This is a genomic window from Pseudomonas sp. ES4, assembly GCF_050586665.1.
Lineage (GTDB): Bacteria > Pseudomonadota > Gammaproteobacteria > Pseudomonadales > Pseudomonadaceae > Aquipseudomonas > Aquipseudomonas frederiksbergensis.
On the sequence record NZ_JBOBDO010000015.1, the window covers coordinates 16,775 to 37,841 of the forward strand.

At 57.3% G+C, this 21,067-nt stretch carries 20 protein-coding genes; 17 read left to right on the plus strand and 3 right to left on the minus strand.

Going from position 1 to position 21,067, the window contains the following annotated elements; translation table 11 throughout:
• Positions 1-202: 202 nt before the first annotated feature.
• Positions 203-1,519 (minus strand): nucleotide sugar dehydrogenase, encoded by a 1,317-nt coding sequence (locus ACQ4OB_RS17235; protein WP_102615028.1) that lies wholly within the window; start codon positions 1,517-1,519, stop codon positions 203-205.
• Positions 1,520-2,324: 805 nt separating this feature from the next.
• Positions 2,325-3,104, minus strand: a complete 780-nt coding sequence (gene yaaA, locus ACQ4OB_RS17240; protein WP_076028565.1) for a peroxide stress protein YaaA — start codon at positions 3,102-3,104, stop codon at positions 2,325-2,327.
• 147 nt (positions 3,105-3,251) lie between these two features.
• Here yaaA and ACQ4OB_RS17245 point away from each other — a divergent pair, with 147 nt between their 5' ends.
• The 12 genes from ACQ4OB_RS17245 to cyoE all read left to right on the plus strand — a co-directional run bounded on the left by ACQ4OB_RS17245 (position 3,252) and on the right by cyoE (position 15,013).
• A complete protein-coding gene (locus ACQ4OB_RS17245; protein ID WP_430956102.1) occupies positions 3,252-4,376 on the plus strand; it encodes a polysaccharide deacetylase family protein in 1,125 nt (374 codons plus the stop codon).
• Between the two features lie 336 nt (positions 4,377-4,712).
• Positions 4,713-6,107 (plus strand): PhoH family protein, encoded by a 1,395-nt coding sequence (locus ACQ4OB_RS17250; protein ID WP_074873889.1) that lies wholly within the window; start codon positions 4,713-4,715, stop codon positions 6,105-6,107.
• A gap of 140 nt (positions 6,108-6,247) precedes the next feature.
• On the plus strand, positions 6,248-6,721 hold the full coding sequence (gene moaC / locus ACQ4OB_RS17255; protein ID WP_074873890.1) for a cyclic pyranopterin monophosphate synthase MoaC: 474 nt from the start codon (positions 6,248-6,250) through the stop codon (positions 6,719-6,721).
• Complete coding sequence (moaD, locus tag ACQ4OB_RS17260; RefSeq protein WP_074873891.1) at positions 6,718-6,960, plus strand: molybdopterin converting factor subunit 1; 243 nt, start codon at positions 6,718-6,720, stop codon at positions 6,958-6,960. The genes moaC and moaD overlap by 4 nt, the downstream gene beginning before the upstream one ends.
• A 3-nt stretch (positions 6,961-6,963) precedes the next feature.
• Positions 6,964-7,416, plus strand: a complete 453-nt coding sequence (moaE, locus tag ACQ4OB_RS17265) for a molybdopterin synthase catalytic subunit MoaE (RefSeq protein WP_074873892.1) — start codon at positions 6,964-6,966, stop codon at positions 7,414-7,416.
• A gap of 301 nt (positions 7,417-7,717) precedes the next feature.
• Positions 7,718-8,494, plus strand: a complete 777-nt coding sequence (locus ACQ4OB_RS17270; protein WP_074873893.1) for an ABC transporter substrate-binding protein — start codon at positions 7,718-7,720, stop codon at positions 8,492-8,494.
• 350 nt (positions 8,495-8,844) lie between these two features.
• Positions 8,845-9,354 carry a disulfide bond formation protein B gene (locus ACQ4OB_RS17275; protein ID WP_074873894.1) on the plus strand — a complete coding sequence of 170 codons (510 nt, stop codon included), beginning with the start codon at positions 8,845-8,847 and terminating at the stop codon, positions 9,352-9,354.
• Positions 9,355-10,169: 815 nt separating this feature from the next.
• On the plus strand, positions 10,170-11,114 hold the full coding sequence (gene cyoA / locus ACQ4OB_RS17280) for a ubiquinol oxidase subunit II (RefSeq protein ID WP_074873896.1): 945 nt from the start codon (positions 10,170-10,172) through the stop codon (positions 11,112-11,114).
• A gap of 3 nt (positions 11,115-11,117) precedes the next feature.
• Positions 11,118-13,148: a cytochrome o ubiquinol oxidase subunit I gene (gene cyoB, locus ACQ4OB_RS17285; RefSeq protein WP_074873897.1), complete on the plus strand. Its 2,031-nt coding sequence runs from the start codon at positions 11,118-11,120 to the stop codon at positions 13,146-13,148.
• Between the two features lie 3 nt (positions 13,149-13,151).
• On the plus strand, positions 13,152-13,778 hold the full coding sequence (locus ACQ4OB_RS17290; protein ID WP_074873898.1) for a cytochrome o ubiquinol oxidase subunit III: 627 nt from the start codon (positions 13,152-13,154) through the stop codon (positions 13,776-13,778).
• On the plus strand, positions 13,779-14,114 hold the full coding sequence (gene cyoD, locus ACQ4OB_RS17295; protein WP_074873899.1) for a cytochrome o ubiquinol oxidase subunit IV: 336 nt from the start codon (positions 13,779-13,781) through the stop codon (positions 14,112-14,114).
• 11 nt (positions 14,115-14,125) lie between these two features.
• The gene (gene cyoE, locus ACQ4OB_RS17300; RefSeq protein ID WP_430956103.1) at positions 14,126-15,013 is read left to right on the plus strand and encodes a heme o synthase; all 888 of its coding nucleotides are present in this window, start codon (positions 14,126-14,128) and stop codon (positions 15,011-15,013) included.
• Between the two features lie 102 nt (positions 15,014-15,115).
• Here the strand turns inward: cyoE and ACQ4OB_RS17305 are convergent, their stop codons facing one another.
• The gene (locus tag ACQ4OB_RS17305) at positions 15,116-16,525 is read right to left on the minus strand and encodes a PLP-dependent aminotransferase family protein (protein WP_074873901.1); all 1,410 of its coding nucleotides are present in this window, start codon (positions 16,523-16,525) and stop codon (positions 15,116-15,118) included.
• 148 nt (positions 16,526-16,673) lie between these two features.
• Here ACQ4OB_RS17305 and ACQ4OB_RS17310 point away from each other — a divergent pair, with 148 nt between their 5' ends.
• From ACQ4OB_RS17310 to yfcF, 5 genes are all read left to right on the plus strand, one after another.
• A complete protein-coding gene (locus ACQ4OB_RS17310; protein ID WP_074873902.1) occupies positions 16,674-17,774 on the plus strand; it encodes a hypothetical protein in 1,101 nt (366 codons plus the stop codon).
• Positions 17,775-17,816: 42 nt separating this feature from the next.
• Positions 17,817-19,097: a biotin carboxylase gene (locus ACQ4OB_RS17315; RefSeq protein ID WP_430956104.1), complete on the plus strand. Its 1,281-nt coding sequence runs from the start codon at positions 17,817-17,819 to the stop codon at positions 19,095-19,097.
• A 50-nt stretch (positions 19,098-19,147) separates the two neighbouring features.
• Entirely contained in the window at positions 19,148-19,642 is a 495-nt protein-coding gene (locus ACQ4OB_RS17320) for a RidA family protein (protein ID WP_074873904.1), read from the plus strand.
• Positions 19,643-19,725: 83 nt separating this feature from the next.
• Positions 19,726-20,193: a cupin domain-containing protein gene (locus ACQ4OB_RS17325; protein WP_102615025.1), complete on the plus strand. Its 468-nt coding sequence runs from the start codon at positions 19,726-19,728 to the stop codon at positions 20,191-20,193.
• A 226-nt stretch (positions 20,194-20,419) separates the two neighbouring features.
• Positions 20,420-21,064: a glutathione transferase gene (gene yfcF, locus ACQ4OB_RS17330; RefSeq protein ID WP_074873906.1), complete on the plus strand. Its 645-nt coding sequence runs from the start codon at positions 20,420-20,422 to the stop codon at positions 21,062-21,064.
• Positions 21,065-21,067: the final 3 nt, after the last annotated feature.

The window sequence follows — 21,067 nt, forward strand, 5'->3', positions numbered from 1 at the left end:
CTCGGGCGAGCCTGTGGGGTGGCCCGATGGGGTTAAGGCAGGCTTACGAAAACTGGCGACATCCGGTGTGGATGACGCCAGAAATCCTGTAGGAGCTGGCGAAGCCTGCGATCTTTGGATCTTTCGTTTGAAACTCAAGTGGATCTGGAAAGATCGCAGCCTCGTTTCACTCGACAGCTCCTACGCAGCTCCTACGACCGCATTACCAGCAGATGCCTTCGGTGCGACCGCTAACGCTGGTGGCTTGAGACATGAAACCGACCAGGTCGATCACTTGCTTGCCGTGTGGAGCGTTCTGCGCCAGGGCGCGGAACTTCTCGTCACGGTTGCCGAGGATGATCACGTCGGCGTTATTGATCACGTCGTCGAAGTTAGCGTTGAGCAAGGACGAGACGTGAGGGATCTTCGACTCGATGTAATCCTTGTTCGCACCGTGGACACGGGCGTATTCGACGTTGGTGTCGTAGATGCTCAGGTCGTAACCCTTGCCGATCAGCATTTCCGCCAGATCAACCAGCGGGCTTTCGCGCAGGTCATCAGTACCGGCCTTGAAGCTCAGGCCCAGCAGGGCGACTTTGCGTTTGCCGTGGCTGGTGACGATGTCGAAAGCGTTCTGCACCTGGGACTCGTTACTGCGCATCAGCGAGTTGAGCAGTGGTGCTTCCACGTCCAGGGAGCCGGCGCGGTAGGTCAGGGCGCGAACGTCCTTCGGCAGGCAGGAACCGCCAAACGCGAAACCAGGGCGCATGTAGTACTGGGACAGGTTCAGCGTCTTGTCCTGGCAGACCACTTCCATCACTTCGCGACCATCGACGCCGACAGCCTTGGCGATGTTGCCGATCTCGTTGGCGAAGGTCACCTTGGTGGCGTGCCACACGTTGCAGGTGTACTTGATCATCTCGGCCACTGCGATGTCCTTGCGGATGATCGGAGCGTCGAGTTCTTCGTACAGCGATTGCAGTACGTCGCCCGAAGCCTTGTCGAACTCACCGATGACGGTCATTGGCGGCAGGTCGTAGTCGGCGATCGCGGTGCTTTCACGCAGGAACTCAGGGTTCACTGCAACGCCGAAGTCGACACCGGCTTTTTTGCCGGAGCAGTCTTCGAGGATCGGGATCACTACGTTTGCCACAGTGCCTGGCAGGACGGTGCTACGAACCACGATGGTGTGACGAGTGGTCTTGTCACGCAGGACAAAACCGATCTCGCGGCACACGGCTTCGATGTAGTTCAGCTCCAGGTCGCCGTTCTTCTTGCTCGGCGTGCCGACGCAGATCATCGACAGGTCGGTGTCGCGAATCGCTTCGGCGAAGTTGGTCGTGCCGCGCAGTTTGCCCGTCTCGATACCCTTCTGCAGAAGTTCGCCCAGACCCGGTTCAACGATCGGCGATTTACCGGCGTTGATCATATCGATTTTGTCTTTGGCAACATCGACGCCAACGACGTCATGGCCCCGTGCAGACAGGCAACCGGCACATACTGCGCCGACGTAACCCAAACCAAATATGCTGATGCGCATCGCAATTACCTCTGTGTTTATCAAGCCATAACATGGCCGGAGTTAATGGTGTTCAGCGGTCGTAGTGCACTCGGAAGTGCGCCTTAAAGGCGTCACAATGCCGCGTGCAGGCATATAAGTTCCGAGTGTCTAAATAAGTGCACTCAAAATGTGCGCAACTAGGCTTTTATTGTTATGGCGTGCCCTGTTATGCAGCTGATCTTCTAATCAGAAGACATTCGTGCAAAGGTCTTGCGCGCTCAATGCCAGGCCAGAAGCCCGTAAATCAAGCGCTTGAGTGCTCACGTGAGCACGTTTATAGGGGCGCGGCCTTGGCCTTGTAGGGGATATTTATGAGGCTTATCTCCTATCCTTCATGTGTTGCCCAAATCAGGGATCAGTAAGCAGAAGTTAATGTGACAACTTTGCTATGTGGATCTCTTCTCTGTGTAAGTTATCTCGTACAAGCTCAGAGAGAATGGTTACCGGTGGTATGAGCGACGCATCTGGACATAGTTCCTGTCCGCCCATCGCGAATTCTGAAATTTCTTGAAATATTGAAAAAGATGGCACTGCTTTCATATTGATAGCAACACCTGTTTCGCCCTTGATACATAGGGTTATTCTCGGGCTAGATAGTTATTTGCCACTACTGATAAAAAAATTTGGTGCCACTACTGAAAAAAATCAGCGAAGTCGAGTGAAACTAAAGTTAGGAAATCGAGTGATTGGTTTTTGACGTCAGCGAAGTGACGAATAGCGCGGAGAATTGTTGGTCTACAGGCGTGGCGCACGACCTTAAATGAGGCGTGCGCCAACCGACTGTTTACTCGGATGCGTGATCGCGCAGGAACACCAGATTGTCGGGTTTGGAATGCTCGGCGCTGTAGCGATAACCTTGTACATCGAACTGCTTGAGAGCTTGCGGGTCATTGATGCGCTCTTCTATGACGAAGCGACTCATCATGCCGCGGGCCTTTTTCGCATAGAAACTGATGATCTTGTACTGGCCGTTCTTCAAGTCCTTGAATTCGGTATTGATGATGCGCGCATTCAGGGCATTGCGTTTGACTGCCGAGAAGTACTCGTTGGAGGCCAGGTTCAGCAGCACGTCATCGCCTTGATCGGCCAGTGCCTCGTTCAGCCATTCGCTGATCCGTGTGCCCCAGAAGGCATACAAATCCTTGCCACGGGCATTCGCCAGTTTGGTGCCCATCTCCAGTCGATACGGCTGCATCAGGTCCAGTGGGCGCAGCAGGCCATACAGGCCGGACAACATGCGCAAGTGCTGCTGGGCGTAATCGAAATCGGCCTCGCTGAAGGTTTGAGCATTCAACCCGGTGTAGACGTCGCCCTTGAAGGCGAGCAGTGCCTGTTTGGCATTTTCCGGAGTGAAGGCGGGTGTCCAGCTGCCGAAACGCGCGGCGTTGAGCCCGCCGATCTTGTCGGAGACGTGCATCAACTCGCTGATCTGCGCTGGGGCCAGCTCGCGCAATTGCAGGATCAGCTCCTGGGAATGGTCGAGGTATTGTGGCTGGGTGAAGCGCTGGGTCGCCGGCGGTGTTTCGTAATCGAGGGTCTTGGCGGGGGAAATCACCATCAGCATGAAGTCGTCTCCTTTAATCGTGGGGCGATTCTAGGGGGTTGTCCTTGTTGACTCCAGCTATCAAGTCCATAGGTGATGATCGGTGGAACGATCATGTCAGTCGGATCAGCTATAGTGCCGCGCGGGTTTTGTTATGGAGACATCCCATTGCGTATCGTTTTTCTATTCTCGGCCTGGCTGTTGAGCTTCGGTGCCATGGCGGCGCCGGGCGATGTGGCAACGCTTGATCGCAGCACTTGGCCTGAACAGCTCAACAGCCCAACCCTGTTCGATGTGGCATCACGGGCCGAAATCCTGATGTTTTCTCGCGTCCTGCTGGCCAGCGAATCCCTGGATGAAGCGAGCCTGGCCCAGCGCCTGGGGTTGCGCACAATCAATCTGGAATCGATCAACAACCTGCGCCAGCGCATGTGGCAGCGCCTGCTGAGCAACTACAACTACGCCCAGCAGAGCTGCGATCAGGATGCTTCCTTCTGTTTCCTGGTCGAGGATATGGATACCCTGCGCCAGCAAGCCGCCAAGTTTCAGGTCAGCGATGAGAGCTACTACATAAAGTGGGCCGAACCGAGCCGACTGTTCCACGCCCAGTACCTGGACGAGCAATTGCGCAAGGCCGCGCTGTTTCCGCAAACCAGCAGCGAAGTCGATCGTTTTGGCGACTATGAGCGTAACGGCGATCAGATGCATGACCGGCTGTTTCTGCTGACCTTCGACAGCGGCGCCAATGCCGTGCCGGATAACACTGCCTGGGCCGCGGAATACCTGCGCAAGTCGAACATGAGTGGCACGTTCTTCGTCCTCGGCAAGGACATCCAGGCCCGTCTGGCCGATCGTTCGGTAGCCAGCCTGCAAGCGACGTACTCGAAGCAGTGCATTGGCGCGCAAGGCTGGGAATTTCGCTCCCACAGCCACTGGCAGGACTGGCAGGACTCGGTGCGACGCAGCGTCGAACTGGTCAAAAGCAAACTGCCCGAGAACTACGTGCCATTGTTTCGCCCGCCCGATGGTCAGCGTCGGTCTGACGCTGAAAGATTCTTCAAATCCCAGGGCTTGCAGGTGGCGCTGTGGGATATCGATGCCCAGGATGGTGCCGGCAAGCTGAAAGCCAATCAGAGCGGGCAACGGGTGTTGAGCCTGATGTTGTTGTGGCGCCACGGGGTGATCAACTTCAACGTGAAGCAGGATGCGCTGAAAACGGCGATGCCCTGGCTCATCACGCAAACGGCGCAAAGTGGAATCGGCTGGGAAGACTGTCAGGACGCGTTTCGCTGAAAACGACGAAAGGCCGTAAACATTGGGGAAAGGGTGATTTTGGACGAGAATTCGGTGCAGGCGGACTTCCGACTTTAACGGGGTGATGGCCATCCGCCTAGTGCTATTGGTCACTCTGAAAAATAAACTTCAAAAAAACGTCAAAGTACTTTTTTCTGTCACAGGTTTTGGAGTATTACGAAGACAGACCGCCGAAACCTGCAGACAGGTGGCGTCTTCCAAGACCCCCATTTGTGTGCAATTCACTTGAGTCCTCGCAGGTGAATTCGGTGGCCACTTCGAGGCGCAGCACTGTCACGGTATTGCGTCGACTGGCTCCCACAAAGGTGACCGAGTATGGATGATCACGGACGTAGCTTTTCCTCCAACCAGCCAATCCTTTATGTACTCGATACCAACGTATTGATTCACGATCCAAACGCCCTTCTTAACTTCGAAGAACACCACGTCGCCATCCCGATGACCGTGCTTGAAGAGCTCGACAAGCTCAAGAGCGGGCATCACAGCGTGGCTGCGGAATGCCGTCAGGCGATTCGCCTGATCGACAAGACCCTGGGCGATGCCAGTCCTGAAGACGTCGAGCTCGGCGTCCCGATCCAGCGCGGCAAAAGCGGACCGAAGGGTTTGCTGTCAATTCTGATGAGCAAGCGAGCAGAACCGAACCTCATTCTGCCCGAGCACCTGAACGACAACATCATCATCAACCAGTTGATCGACCTGCACGCACGGGAACCGGAACTGCCTGTGGTGCTGGTCACCAAAGACATCAACATGCGCCTCAAGGCCCGGGCTTGCGGGATCGCGGCCGAGGACTACAGCACCGACCAACTGGTCGACGACGTATCGCTGCTGCCCAACGGTTATCACAACATGACCGGCTCCTTCTGGGACCGGGTGAGGAATGTCGATACCCGTCAGGACCATGGCCGCACCTGGCACCAGGTTCAGTTGATCGACAACCTGCCGGCGGTACACGTCAACGAGTTCATCATCGATGAACAGGGCTTTGTCGGCTGGATCAAGGAGATCGAGGAAGACAAGCTGCTGATTCTCGACCTGCATCAGGAACCCCTGTTGCACCAGGAAGCCTGGGGCCTGAAACCGCGTGACATCTATCAAAGCCTGGCGCTGTACGCCTTGCTCGACCCGGATATTCACCTGGTCAACCTGACCGGGGCAGCCGGTTCCGGTAAAACCATCCTCGCACTGGCGGCGGCGATCGAGCAGACCATGGTCAGCAAACGCTACCGCCGGATCATCGCGACCCGAAGCGTGCAGGGCCTGGACCAGGAGATCGGTTTCCTGCCCGGCACTGAAGCGGAAAAAATGGAGCCTTGGCTGGGCGCCATCACCGACAACCTCGAAGCCTTGCACATGGATGACGAAAACACCCATGGCAGTGTCGATTACATCCTCAGCAAAGTGCCGTTGCAGTTCAAATCCCTCAACTACATTCGAGGCCGCAGCTTCCAGCAGAGTCTGATCCTTATCGATGAATGCCAGAACCTCACGCCGCACCAGATGAAAACTATCATCACCCGTGCCGGCGCCGGTTCCAAAGTGGTGTGCCTGGGTAACCTGGCGCAGATCGACACCCCTTACCTGTCCGCGACCAGTTCCGGGCTGACGTACCTGACAGAACGCTTCAAGGATTTCCCCAACGGTGTGCACATCACCCTGCAAGGGGTGCCACGCTCGATTCTGGCCGAATACGCCGAATCGCATTTGTAAACCCTTCACAAGAACCGGGCGACCTCAAAGTCGCCCGGTTTTTTATGCTCACACAAATCCCATGTGGTGGTCTGATAATCAAGCGTGCGGAATTTTGACCCACAGGTTTACAATCGGGGCTCCTGATCAGGAGTATCCCTGTGCTGACTCATCTCGATTCCCAAGGTCGCGCCAATATGGTCGACGTCACTGAAAAAGCCATGACGTTCCGTGAAGCAACGGCCCAGGCGCTTGTGCGCATGCTGCCCGAAACCCTGCAGATGATCGTCAGCGGCGGTCACCCCAAGGGTGATGTGTTCGCCGTGGCGCGTATCGCCGGCATTCAGGCGGCGAAGAAAACCAGCGATCTGATTCCTCTGTGCCATCCGCTGCTGCTCACCGGCGTCAAGGTCGAGCTCAGTGCCGAAGGCGACGACACCGTGCGCATCGTCGCGCGCTGCAAGTTGTCCGGGCAGACCGGTGTCGAGATGGAAGCCCTTACCGCCGCCAGCGTCGCGGCGCTGACTATCTATGACATGTGCAAAGCCGTGGATCGCGGCATGACCATTGAAAGCGTGCGGCTGCTGGAGAAACTCGGCGGCAAGAGCGGCCATTTCCAGGCGGATCAGCCATGAACGTCACCGTGAAGTTTTTTGCCCGTTATCGTGAAGCGCTCGGCGTGGACTCGGTGAAGGTTGAAGGTGATTTCGCCACGGTCGACGATGTGCGTGCGCTGCTGGCCCGGCGTGACGGTGCCGAAGTGTTGAGCGAGCAAAACCTGATGTGCGCCCGCAACGAAGACCTGTGCCAGCTCGATGAGCCGGTGAGCGATGGCGATGAAGTGGCCTTTTTTCCGACCGTGACCGGAGGCTGAGCCATGGCGATTCGCGTGCAATCCACGGCGTTCGATCCGGGTGCTGAAGTCAATGCCATGCACGCCGCCAATGTGGGCGTTGGGGCGGTGGTGAGTTTCGTCGGCTATGTTCGCGACTTCAATGACGGACTCGACGTCGCCGGGATGTTCCTTGAACACTACCCGGGCATGACCGAAAAAGCCCTCGCCAGGATTGCCACAGAAGCCGAGCAGCGTTGGCCGCTGCTCAAGCTTGAAGTGCTGCATCGCATCGGAGCCCTGGAACCGGGTGAGCCGATCGTCTTCGTCGGCGCCGCCAGCGCCCACCGCCAGGCCGCGTTCGATGCCTGCGCCTTTGTCATGGACTACCTGAAAACCCGCGCACCATTCTGGAAGAAAGAAAACACCCCTGACGGCGCGCGCTGGGTTGAAGGGCGTGACAGCGATCATGCGGCGGCGGATCGCTGGAAGCGGTAAACAGCCAGTTGGTTCTTCATTGACAGGCCGTCTGCCTTCGCGAGCAAGCCCGCTCCCACACAAATGCTGTGTACGACATAGATTCCCTGTGGGAGCGAGCCTGCTCGCGAAGAGGCCACAAGCAACACCAAAACTCCCAATACTCACCGCCCGACCACCGGGCCACACATCCTCGATCGCCCCGATTGACGATTAATACATAAAAGTCCAGTATGGATTTATAAGTACAAAAAAGCGCTTCCCCCGTTTCTGCTCTTTCTTCTGTCTTGCCAAACCAACAACAACCCGCGAGAGAACGAATATGAAGAAATTCCCCCTCATCACCGGTCTGGCTCTAAGCCTGTTGGCGTGCAGTTCCCTGTTTGCCGCCGATAAAACCCTGCGCATTGGTATCGAAGCGGCTTATCCGCCGTTCGCCTCCAAAACCGAGAAAGGTGAGATTGTCGGGTTCGACTACGACATCGGCAATGCCCTGTGCGCACAGATGAAGGTCAAGTGTGTCTGGGTCGAAGGTGAGTTCGACGGTCTGATTCCTTCCCTTAAAGTGAAGAAAATCGACATGGCGCTGTCGTCCATGACCATCAACGAAGACCGCAAGAAGTCCGTGGATTTCACCCACAAGTATTACTTCACCTCATCGCGTCTGGTAATGAAGGAAGGCGCGACAGTGGATGATCAGTACGCCAGCCTCAAGGGCAAGACAGTTGGCGTGCAACGCGCAACCACCACTGACCGTTATGCCACCGAGGTTTTTGAGCCCAAAGGTATCAACGTCAAGCGTTACAGCAACAACGAAGAGATCTACATGGATCTGGCGGCCGGTCGCCTCGATGCCATTTTTGCCGACACCATCCCGCTGAATGACTTCCTGACGATGCCGCGTGGCAAGGGGTATGCCTTTGTCGGGCCGGAGCTCAAGGATCCGAAGTACGTGGGCGAGGGCGCCGGGATTGCGGTGCGCAAGGGCAACACCGAGTTGGTCTCCGAGCTGAACACGGCCATCGACGGCATTCGCGCCAGTGGCGAATACCAGAAGATTTCGGATAAGTACTTCAAGTCCGATATCTACGGCGACTGATCAATCCCATCGCCAGCAGGCTGGCTCCCACAGTTGACTGCATTCCAAAGTGAGCCAGCCTGTGGATGCAATCAAAGTGAGCCAGCCTGTGAGTGCATTCCAAAGTGGGAGCCAACCTGCGAATGCATTCCAAAATGGGCCAGCCTGTGAATGCAATCCAAAGTGGGAGCCAGCCTGCTGGCGATGCGGTCGCGGGATCATGCAAATCATCTCTGGAAATAGCCCGAATTTAATCCCTTCTTAACCGGCCCGTCGTCTATTCCCCGATACCCCGCTGCGCCTGCCGGACTCTCAAAGGTCAGGGCCAGCGTGTAGACTTGCGGGCAATCGATATTTAGAAGGGAAACGCAATGAGCGAGGAAACGATGCGGTTGGGCCGTGAACGGCGCTATCTGGTGTTGCTGGGCATCATCTGCCTGGGCCTGATTGGTGGCGCGCTGTACATGCAAATTGTGCTGGGTGAGGCGCCATGCCCGCTGTGTATCCTGCAACGTTATGCGTTGTTGCTGATTGCGCTCTTCGCGTTCATCGGCGCGGCCATGCGCACCCGCCGCAGCATCACGGTTTTTGAAACCCTGGTGGTGATCTGCGCAATTGCAGGCGTCGGGGTGGCCGGGCATCACGTCTATACCCAGTTCTATCCGGCAGTCAGCTGCGGCATCGATGTACTGCAACCGATCGTCGACGGTTTGCCACTGGCGAAGATCTTCCCGCTGGGCTTTCAGGTCGACGGCTTCTGCTCCACGCCGTACCCGCCGATCCTCGGTTTGTCGCTTGCCCAATGGGCGTTGCTGGCCTTTGTGCTGATCGTGGTGCTGGTGCCGCTGCTCACTTCGCGTAACCGCAAAGCCCTGCGCTGAGGTTATCCGCCGCACCGCTGCCGACAAAAAAAACGCCCCGGCCCTCGTTGAGGAGGCCGGGGCGTTTTGCATTTCAGGGCTCGGGTGAAATGACCTTGATGCGCGACAAGTCTGGGCGCGGCATGTGTGCGACATGTTGTCACAGCGCGAGTGTCGCAAGGCATTTCCAGGCGCCGAATTGGTACACGGTCGCGCAACAAAATTGGCCTTTTCAAACGTCGGGCAACTTCAGCCCCAAAAATCCGGAACAGGCAGTTTTAACAGGGCCTGGCGAATTGGCGAAGCCCTTGTCACATGGGGGCTTTGGCAGGGTCGAAGGTGGTCGCAGAGCCTTCGATACTGTCTGAACTGCCTGAGGTAGACCTACAATTTTTGGTGTTTTTGTTGAGAATGAATTTCGATACCATGGCGCACTTTTGCAAATACCGTTAATGATTGTTGCTGGAATGGATAAAAATTATTTCGGGATGAGACATGGTTTATAAAACGTTACATATCTACAATCGCCCGCACTGAATTCCCGGCACTGCTCATCCCTGAGCAGGAATAGGGCGTCGAGAGGCTCTTAGGCTTCATGCGACTCCCAGGTGTCGGCGCCTTCCAATTATCCGCACCAAATGGAATTGGTCTGTAACAAGGCCTTTGACCACGAATTCGAATAAGAACTCAACGCTGGCCCAGGATTTGTCGAGCAGCGTCTGACGCGCGACGGGCAGCCACTTATTCAATCCAAGAAAAATGCCAACCCTTGGCAGGGTGAAGTGTTGGCGATCAAAACCCAACTGCATTGCGCAAGCTGCTTTAGAGGTCGTGAGATGAGTAAAAACAGGTACCCCAGACTACTAGGCTTATTGCCGCTGATCGGCACGTTGTTGCTGTCAGGCTGCAACATGACCTTGCTCGATCCCAAGGGCCAGGTCGGCCTGGACGAGCGAAACCTGATCATCACCGCAACGCTGCTGATGCTGTTGGTCGTGGTTCCGGTCATCGTCATGACTTTCCTGTTCGCCTGGAAATACCGCGCGTCCAACACCGACGCCGTCTACACGCCGAAATGGTCGCACTCCACCAAGATCGAAATCGCGGTGTGGGCTGTTCCAGTGCTGATCATCATTGCCCTGGGCTACGTCACCTACAAGTCGACCCACGCGCTGGATCCTTACAAGCCGCTGGAATCCGACGTCAAGCCGATCACCATTGAAGTGGTCGCGCTGGACTGGAAGTGGATGTTCATCTACCCAGAGCAAGGCATCGCCACCGTCAACAAGATCGTGTTCCCGGCGCATACCCCGATCAACTTCAAGGTGACTTCGGACTCCGTGATGAACTCGTTCTTCATCCCGGCCCTCGGCGGCCAGATCTACGCGATGGCCGGCATGCAGACCAAGCTGCACCTGATCGCCAACCAGAACGCTGAAATGGACGGTATCTCCGCCAACTACAGCGGCGCTGGTTTCACCGGCATGAAATTCAAAGCTATCGCCACCTCTCAGGAAGATTTCGACGCCTGGGTCAGCGAAGTCAAAAAGGCACCTAAACAGCTTGAACAAGCTGAATACGCAGCCCTGTCCAAGCAAAGCCAGAACAACCCAGTCGAGCTCTACTCCTCGGTCACGCCGAACCTGTTCCAGATCATCGTCGACAAGTACGAAGGCATGAAACCGGGCAAGCCGATGCACCACGAGAAGAAAGAGCACGAAATGGCCGCCATGGAAGGGATGGACATGAGTTCGCATTCAGCTGCCGGGGCAGAGGAGTAAACGATGTTTGGTAAATTAAGTTGGGAAGCGGTCCCGTTCCACGAACCGATCGTGATGATTACCATCGCCATGATCGCGCTCGGTGGTCTGGCGCTGTTCGCTGCAATCACCTACTTCAAGAAGTGGACGTATTTGTGGACCGAGTGGCTGACCTCGGTCGACCACAAGAAAATCGGCGTGATGTACATCATCGTTGCCATGGTCATGCTGCTGCGCGGTTTTGCCGACGCCATCATGATGCGTACCCAGTTGGCCATGGCCACCGAGGGTTCGCCTGGCTACCTGCCGCCTGAACACTATGACCAGATCTTCACCGCTCACGGTGTGATCATGATCATCTTCATGGCGATGCCATTCTTCACCGGCCTGATGAACCTTGCAGTGCCGCTGCAGATCGGCGCGCGTGACGTTGCCTATCCGTTCCTGAACTCCCTGAGCTTCTGGCTGCTGGTGTCTGGCGTGGTGCTGATCAACCTGTCCTTGGGCGTCGGCGAATTCGCCAAGACCGGCTGGGTTGCCTATCCGCCGCTGTCGGGCCTGCAATACAGCCCGGGCGTGGGGATGGATTACTACATCTGGGCGCTACAGCTATCCGGGTTGGGTACGACGCTGACGGGGGTCAACTTCCTGGCCACCGTGCTGAAAATGCGTACCCCGGGCATGAAGCTGATGGACATGCCGATCTTCACCTGGACCTGCACCTGGGCCAACGTCCTGATCGTGGCCTCGTTCCCGATCCTGACCGCTACCCTGGCACTGCTGACGCTTGACCGTTACATGGATTTCCACATTTTCACCAATGAACTTGGTGGCAATCCGATGATGTACGTCAACCTGTTCTGGGCCTGGGGTCACCCCGAGGTTTACATCCTGATTCTGCCGGCGTTCGGGATCTTCTCCGAAGTCATCTCGACCTTCACCGGCAAGCGTCTGTTCGGCCACCACTCGATGGTCTACGCATCGGGCGCGATCTCGATCCTGGGCTTCATGGTTTGGCTGCACCACTTCTTCACCATGGGTTCGGGTGCCAGCGTCAACGCCTTCTTCGGTCTGGCGACGATGCTGATTTCGATCCCGACGGGGGTGAAGCTATTCAACTGGCTGTTCACCATTTACCAAGGGCGTCTGCGTTTCACCAGCCAGGTTCTGTGGACCCTGGGCTTCATGGTGACCTTCGCCATCGGCGGCATGACCGGCGTACTGTTGGCCATTCCGGGTGCGGACTTCGTCCTGCACAACAGCCTGTTCGTGATCGCTCACTTCCACAACGTGATCATCGGCGGCGCGGTATTCGGCTACATCGCAGGCTTCGGCTTCTACTTCCCTAAAGCGTTCGGCTTCAAGCTGCACGAAGGTTGGGGCAAGGCAGCGTTCTGGTTCTGGATCTCGGGCTTCTTCGTCGCGTTCATGCCGCTCTATGCACTGGGCTTCATGGGCATGACCCGTCGTCTGAACGCCACCACCAACCCTGAGTGGGTGCCGTACCTGTACGTCGCCATGTTCGGTGCGGTGATGATCGCGGTCGGTATCGCCTGCCAGCTGATCCAGCTGTACGTCAGCGTGCGTGATCGCAACAAGCCGGAAAACATGTGCGAACACGGTGACCCGTGGAATGCCCACACGCTGGAATGGTCGACCTCGTCGCCACCACCGTTCTACAACTTTGCCGTGCTGCCAAAAGCGGAAACCATCGACCCGTTCACCGAAGCCAAGGAAAACGGCACCGCGTACAAGGCTCCGGCCAGGTACGAACCGATCCACATGCCAAACAACACCGCGACCGGTGTGGTCATGGGTGCTCTGTTGACCGTGTTCGGTTTCGCAATGATCTGGCACATCTGGTGGTTGGCCATCGTTGGCCTGGTTGGCACCGTGGTGTATTTCGTGATCCACGCTGCCCGTGATGATCAAGGCTACATGGTGCCGGTCGACGTGATCGAGCGCATCGAAGCCGAGCAGCACAAGCGTCTGGTAGCGGCCGGGAAAGTTCCAGCCACCGCCACCCGTGTTGAAACCTCGTTGGAACAGGCTTAAACCATGTCGAACTTAGTGACCACTGCTGGACACGCCCATGGCACGGACCATGGGCACGACGACCATCACCACGACTCGGGCGAGATGACCGTATTCGGTTTCTGGCTCTACCTGATGACCGACTGCATCCTGTTTGCGTCGATCTTCGCAGCGTACGCGGTACTGGTTAACAACGTAGCGGGTGGCCCGTCGGGCCACGACATCTTCGAACTGCCGTACGTACTGGGCGAAACCGCTCTGCTGCTGTTCAGTTCGATCACCTACGGCTTCGCCATGCTGGCGTTGTTCAAAGGCAAGAAGAACCAGGTCCTGGGCTGGCTGGGCATGACCTTCCTGTTCGGCGCCGGCTTCATCGGCATGGAGATCAACGAGTTTCACGTACTGATTTCCGAGGGCTTCGGTCCTAGCCGCAGCGGCTTCCTGTCCGGGTTCTTCACCTTGGTCGGCACCCACGGTCTACACGTGACCAGCGGTCTGATCTGGATGGCGATCATGATGTACCAGGTGCAGAAGAACGGCCTGACGGCGACCAACAAGACCCGTCTGAGCTGCCTGAGTCTGTTCTGGCACTTCCTGGACGTGGTGTGGATCTGCGTATTCACCGTTGTTTATCTGATGGGGACTATGTAAATGGCTAACGCACACTCCCACGATGGCCACGACGCCGGCCACGGCAGCGTCAAGTCCTACGCGATCGGCTTCATTCTGTCGGTGATCCTGACCGTCATTCCTTTCGGCCTGGTGATGTACCCATCGCTGCCCAAAGCAATGACCCTGTGGATCGTACTGGCCTTCGCAGTCATCCAGGTGCTGGTGCACCTGGTGTACTTCCTCCACCTGGACCGTTCGGCCGCGCAGCGTAACAACGTGATTGCGTTTGTTTTCGCCGCGATCGTGATTGTCCTGCTGGTAGGCCTGTCGCTGTGGATCATGTTCAGCATCCACACCAACATGATGGCGCACTGAGGAAAGTCCGGATGTCCTTTAAGCACTTTATCCAAATCACCAAACCGGGGATCATTTTCGGTAACGTGCTTTCTGTGGCAGGCGGATTTTTCCTGGCCTCGAAAGGGCATGTCGATCTGGCCATTTTCCTGGCCGCCATGATCGGCACGTCGCTGGTGGTGGCTTCCGGTTGCGTGTTCAACAACTGCATCGACCGCGACATCGACCTTAAGATGGAACGCACCAAAAACCGGGCGCTGGTCCAGGGCTTGATCTCCCTGAAACTGGCCCTGGCTTTTGCGACCGTCCTGGGTGTTTTCGGCGTTGCCCTGTTGTACACAGTGGCCAACCCGTTGGCCGCTTTGTTCGCGGTGATCGGCTTTGTCATCTACGTCGGCTTCTACAGCCTGTACCTCAAGCGCAAGTCGGTTCACGGCACGCTGGTGGGCAGTCTGTCGGGCGCCATGCCGCCGGTGATTGGCTACGTGGCTGTGACGAACAGCTTCGACATGGCCGCGCTGACGTTGCTGGTGATGTTCAGCCTGTGGCAGATGCCGCATTCCTACGCCATCGCGATCTTCCGCTTCAACGATTACCTGGCCGCATCGATTCCGGTGTTGCCGGTGAAGCGCGGGATTGAAGTGGCGAAGAAGCACATCCTGCTCTACATCCTGGCGTTCCTCGTGGCGACCTTAATGCTGACCTTCAGCGGCTACGCCGGCATGAGCTACCTCGCCGTCGCCGCGGCCATGGGCATGTACTGGCTGTACATGGCCTGGACCGGCTACAAGGCAGTGGATGACACGGTCTGGGCACGCAAGCTGTTCGTGTTCTCGATCTTCACCATTACCGCGTTGAGCGTGATGATGTCGCTGGACTTCAAAGTGCCGGGTGAGCTGTTGCTGACTTACGCGCCTTAAGGTTCAGACTCTGCACAAAAAGCCCCGCCTTCGAGAGAAGAGCGGGGCTTTTTTGTATGCATTGATCGCGAAGGCCGCACCGCGGTTTATCCGAGAGAAAACTCAGCTATCAAGCAACCGGAAAAACCGCTCACGCACTTGGCTGTTATCGCTATGCGCCACGTTGAAACGCAGGAAACGGCTAGCGTCCGGCGCTTTGCTGAGCAGGGTGCCCGGTGCCAGTACAAGGTCGATTTCCAGGCCTTTCCTTGCCAGTGTTTCGGCATGCAGCCCTTCGGGCAGGCGCGTCCAGATGAACAACCCTTCATGCGGCAGCGAAGAAACGGAACAACCCGCCTCCACCAGCCAACTCGACACCCGACTGCTCGACTCGTAAAGCCGATCCACCGTGCGCCGGGTATGTTTGGCATAGCTGCCATCACTGAGCATCGTGCAGATAATCTGCTCCGCCAGTTCTGAGGTCATGCCACCAGCGGCCATCTTGAGTGTGACCAGCCGTGCGGCCAGTTGCGGTGAAAGCACTGCGTAGCTGACGCGGCTGTTAGCCGTCAGGGTCTTGGAGAAACCGGACACGTAACTGACATTGTCCAGCCCACCCGCTGCCAGGCGTGGCGTGCTTCGTTGCTGCAAGTCGCAATACAAATCGTCTTCGACGATGTGGAAACCATAACGGTGACTCAACTCCAGCAAGCGATAAACCTGGGCCGGGGAGAACGAATGCCCGGTCGGGTTGTGCAAGGTGTTGTTGGTCATGTAGAGCACGGGACGATGGGCAATCAGCAGTCGCTCGAAGGTCTCGAGGTCCATGCCGTCGCTCCCGCGGGGGATGGTGACCACCCTGACACCATGCAGGGCCAGATTGGTGTGCATGGTGAAGTAACACGGATCGTCGAGCAGCACCGTGTCGCCGGGCTTGACCAGCAGGCGCATCAGCATGTCGATGGCCTGCACGGTGTTGGCCGTGGTGATGATCTGCTCCACCGGCACTTCGATGCCCAAGGCCGACAGCTTGACCCGCAACGCCTCGCGCAACGGCAGGTAACCGCCAGCGACGCCGTATTCGCCCATGCGCAGGGAGGTGGCGCGCAACGTGCTGCGCACGGCTTTCAGCAACTCGTCAGCCGGCAGCCACGAGGACGGCAGGAAACCGGCCCCAGGGCGTAGCGCCCCGTTGTCCAGCAGCACCGCGCGGCGGACCACGCTGAGCGTGTCTTGAGGTTGCAGGTCCGGGCCGGCATCGGTCTTGATCGTGATGCTGGAACGGTGCACGTAATGCCCCGAGCCCTGGCGTGAAACCACCAAACCCTTGGCCCGCAAGCGGTCCAGAGCATCCACCACCGTGGATTTGCCCACGTTCAGCAACTCGGAGAGTTCGCGAATCGGCGGCAGCCGGGAGCCGTGAGGCAGGCCTCCGTGGCTGATTGCCTCCGATAATTGATCGACGATCTGCTGAACCAGCGGTACCCCCTGCTGGAACTCGATAGCGGCGATCACTGCGCGCTGAACCTGCATTTTACTGGTCACTCCGGCAGTAAAGTTCGTTGGATTCTATACGAACTTGCTCTGATGAAAACAAGCGTCTCTCACTACCATCACCTTACAGACTTTCTTGATTGTCGGCGCTGTGGCCTCGGCAATCGCTTGGTTCCAGAGGTGTTGCATGAGTGTAGAAACAACGGTCGCCATCGCCAAACCGGTGATTAACATTCGCCTGTTCACAATCCGGATCATCACGGCGGTGTCGCTGTTTGCCGTGTTGGGCAAGGCCAACGTCTGGCTCGACACCGCCACCAACAGCATCCTCGCCCTCGGCTATCGGGCCTTGCTGTTGCTGTTGCCGTTGACCTTGTTGGTGTTGGGCCGGCGTTCGCTGAGCGTTACGTTGCTGTGCGCCGCCCTCGGCTTGGTCTTGCTCGCGGTCACCAGCAACCAGGGCATGGTGATGTTTGCCGCTGCGTTGTTTGCCTACGGCATTGCCATCGCCGGCTACCTGATCAAGAGCGAAGCGGCCCAGACCAAAGAGGGCGCAGCCTACAACCGGGTCGCCATGAACATGGGCAGCCTGTTGGCGGGGTTGATCCTGCTGTCGCCCTTGTTGACCCCAACCATGTTTTTCCTCGGCGCTGCCGCTTTCGTGCTGCTCTGCCTGCCCATCGCCATGGGGGCGACGTTCACCACTCAAGCGGTCGTGGCCCACCCGGTGACCCACGACGGCAGCGGCTGGCGCAACAAACTGCCGTGGGTGATCGCCGGCATCATCATGGGGATCAAACTGTTTGGCGTATTCTCGATCCTGCCGCAAGCCATCCTGCTCGAAACCGGCGAATTACCTGCCTGGTACGGCCTGATGCTGATCCTCAACAGCGCGGTGGTGGTGTTCGCTCAGGTGCCGATGATGAAGCTGATCGAACGCACCGGGCGATTCAAGGTGGTCGCGGTGATCGGGATCATCGTCGGCGGTTTTGCGGTGCTTTCGTCTCCGGCCGCTTTTCACGTCGAAACCCTCGTCGGCGCGTTGATCTGGGTGGCGCTGCTGTCCCTCGCCGAATGTGCGTTCAGCTACCTCGATTACTTCTCCGTCAAACAAAACAACATGTTCGTCAAGGAAGTCTCCCTCGGTGTCGGCGCAGGCCTGACGGTGCTGATCATGCGGGTCGTGCCGCCGCCGTACAACGCACTGGTGCTGGCCGCCATTGGCGCGGGCGGGATCCTCGCCTGGTACTACCTCAACCGTAAATCCAATGCGTCGTTGCACGACTGACTCATCTCGGTTGCGTTACTCACTTCACAGGTCGGAGGCTTCATGAATACGACATCATGCGTAGTCGTGGTCGGGTACAACGGCAATCGGGTGCACGACATCCAGAAACTGCGCGAGCTCTGCAAGACGCTCTATAACGCCCGGCTTATCCTGGTGGTCGATCAGATTCAGCCCGCTGACGAGCAAGTGGCCGATCACGTCTGCAGCACTTCACTGGCGCCCGAAGAGGTAGCGGCCTCCCTCGAGCTGGTGGTGGGATGCTTGAATGCCGATCGATGGAAGCTGATCGGCGTTCTGCCATTTTCCGACCGTGGCGTGTTACTCGGTGCCGCACTGGCTAGCCATTTCGGCCTGCCCGGTATCACCCCGGACGAGGCGCGGGCCGGGCTGGACAAGCAGATCTTTCGCAAGCTGGAAGCGGCTGCCAGTACTTCACCGGAGCATTACCGTCCGGTGTTTTCCGCACGCATCGCGAGCCTGGCCGAACTGCGCCAGAGGGTCATCGAGCTGGGCGGCAAAGCCTTTATCAAGCCCGCTTGTGAAGGGGCGAGCAGAGGTTGTCGGGTCATTCATCATCCATCCGAATGCGACGAGGCCTGGCACGCACTCAAGCCGTATCGCGAAGGCGGGATCGTCCTTGAAGAGCTGATCCAGAACGCTCGGGAATACAGCTGGGATTACGTGGCCGGCAGCACCTGGGTTACCGAAAAAACCACCACCGAAGGCGCCTATCGCGCGGAAATCCAGCAGGTAGTGCCCGCGCCGTTGACGGCCGACGTGCAGGCTCGATTGTCGGCAGCGGGTCGGCACATGTCGGCGTTGGTCTCGGTGGATAACGGCGCCTACCACAACGAAGTGTTCCTGCGCTCCGGCGGGCTGACCTCTGCCGTGGAAACCAACATGCGCCCCGGCGGCATGCACATCTGGGACCTGGCCCGCCTGGCGTTCGTGGATTTCGATCCGTGGGAAAAATGGGTCAGATGGGCGGTGGAAGGCAAGGCCGAACACCGGGATCCCGTCGCCCGGGGTTATTGCGGCATCCGTCTGTTCAGAGCGCCGGCTGACGGTATTTTGCGCGCCACGCCAGACATCGAATCGCTGGCCCGGAAACTGAACATTGAACTGGTGGAAGCGGTGTATGCCAAGCGCGTCGGTGATTCGGTCATGGCATTGGTGAAGGACAACACCTCATTCATCGGCCACATCGTGTTGTTCAGCAAGGACTACGGACAACTCAGCGACAACCTGTTGCGGCTGGCAGAAGCGATCGAGTCTCGCGTCGAGGTCACCTGCCTGGCCCCGGCGACGAGGGCCTTTGGCTGAGCCGTCGGGACCTGCGTTTTTTTGCATGATTGATTCAGAGGGTTTGGTAAATGATTGAGCAAAAGAGCTGTGATGAGCGTTTCATCGACCTGGCAAAAGAGCTTGGCTATGACATCTACGGCGAGAACACCGCTGGCGGGCATTACGCCCCGCTGATTCGGCATCATGACGAGCTGTACATCAGTGGCCTGGTGCCGCGCATGAACGGCAAGATCCAGAACCCCGGCAGAGTCGGCCTGGAATTGAACATGGCAGATGCGCAAACCGCAGCCAGCATCAGCGCGATGCGCGGGCTGGCGCTGATCGTTGATGCGATTGGTTCGCTGGATAAAATAAAGTCGCTGGTACGAATAACGGTCTATGTCAAATCCACGGCGGACTTTGTTGATCTCAGTGAAGTGGCCAACGGTGCGTCGGATGTATTCAGCCATGTGCTGGGGGACGCCGGTAAACATACCCGAACGACCGTGGGTGTTTATCAATTGCCGAAAAATGCCGCGATAGAAGTTGACATGATTGTGGCGCTGAAACCGTCGGCGTTATAAGTGTTGGTTGTTCGGCTTTACAGTGTTGAATAGTTGGCCTAAGGTTCGGCCAATCAAGTCGACAACATAAGTTGGAACTCGCGATGAATAATGTTCAAGGTGCGTTTTTTTCCTATAAGGACTTTCGCCAGAGTTTGCATCAGCCGTCGGTCAGTGCACAGGTGTGGAAGAGGGGCGAACTGACAGACATGCGGCAGAGTCTCGAGGCCAGCGACGTCGATATTGTTGCGCTGGCTCACGACAACAGCATCGAAGGTTGCAAGTTGACCCCAGGGATGGCGGTGTCCATGCAATGGTTGAAACCGGGTGCGGTGTTGAATGGGCATGCTCATTCGTGGTGGCACCTGTTCATCATTCAGTCCGGCCGCGGCGCCTTGACCCTGGGGGATGCCGATGAAGTAAGCGTCAGCACTGGCGATGTGCTGCTGGTGCCGGCATGGACCCGACACGGCTTCGTCAACACCAGCGACGACGAGCCGCTGGCGATGCTCAATATGAGCAACATGCCGCAAATGGCGTCGCTCTCCAGCCTGGACGATCGCCAGGCCTGATCACTGTCCAACCATCACTTTCCCTTCGTTGCACACCAGGGAGTCAGCGTTCGCTGACTCCCTTTTTCTTTTCTGCGGCCCTGTCAAATCCTCCCGGCGTTCTGCGCTTTTTAACTTTCTGTATCGATAGAAACAGATAATTTCTGTATCTGTTCAGCGCTTGAGCAACTAACTACGATCACTTCCAAGGCAACGGATTAATGTGGTTAGTGCAAGGGAGCGTTCTATGGAAAGTACAAAGCTTAAACTCTATGTCGGTGCAGATTTTGTCAGTGCTTTTGCGATGTCGGCTTTTGTGGCACTCAAGGAAAAGCAACTTTCATTTGAACTTGTCACGCTGGATTTGAAAGCGCGCGAGAACTATCAAGCGAACTATCGTGATCTGTCTCTCACCGGCAAGATTCCCACGCTGATTCACCAGGGCTTCGCATTGTCGGAATCTTCGGCCATTGCCGAATACCTGGAAGAAATAGCGCCGGGGCATAACCGACTATTGCCGCTGGACATCAAGCAGCGCGCCCGAGCCCGTCAACTCCAGGCCTGGTTGCGCAGTGATTTGTTGGTCATTCGCAAAGAACGCCCGGCGGATCTTATTTATTTCGGCAAAAAAGATACCCCGCTGTCCGACGATGCCCTGGCCGCCGTCGACCGGTTATTTTTTGTCGCCGATCGGTTGCTGGAGGGCGGCGCCGAGCATCTGTTCGGTGACTGGAGCATTGCCGACACCGACTTGGCAATCATGCTCAACCGACTGGTCGCCAATGGTGATGAGGTTCCCTCCCGACTCGCCGCGTACGTCCGCCGCCAGTGGGATCGCGACAGTGTTCGGGCATGGATGGACATAGAGCGCGCAGCGCCGGCCATCCAGTAAGAA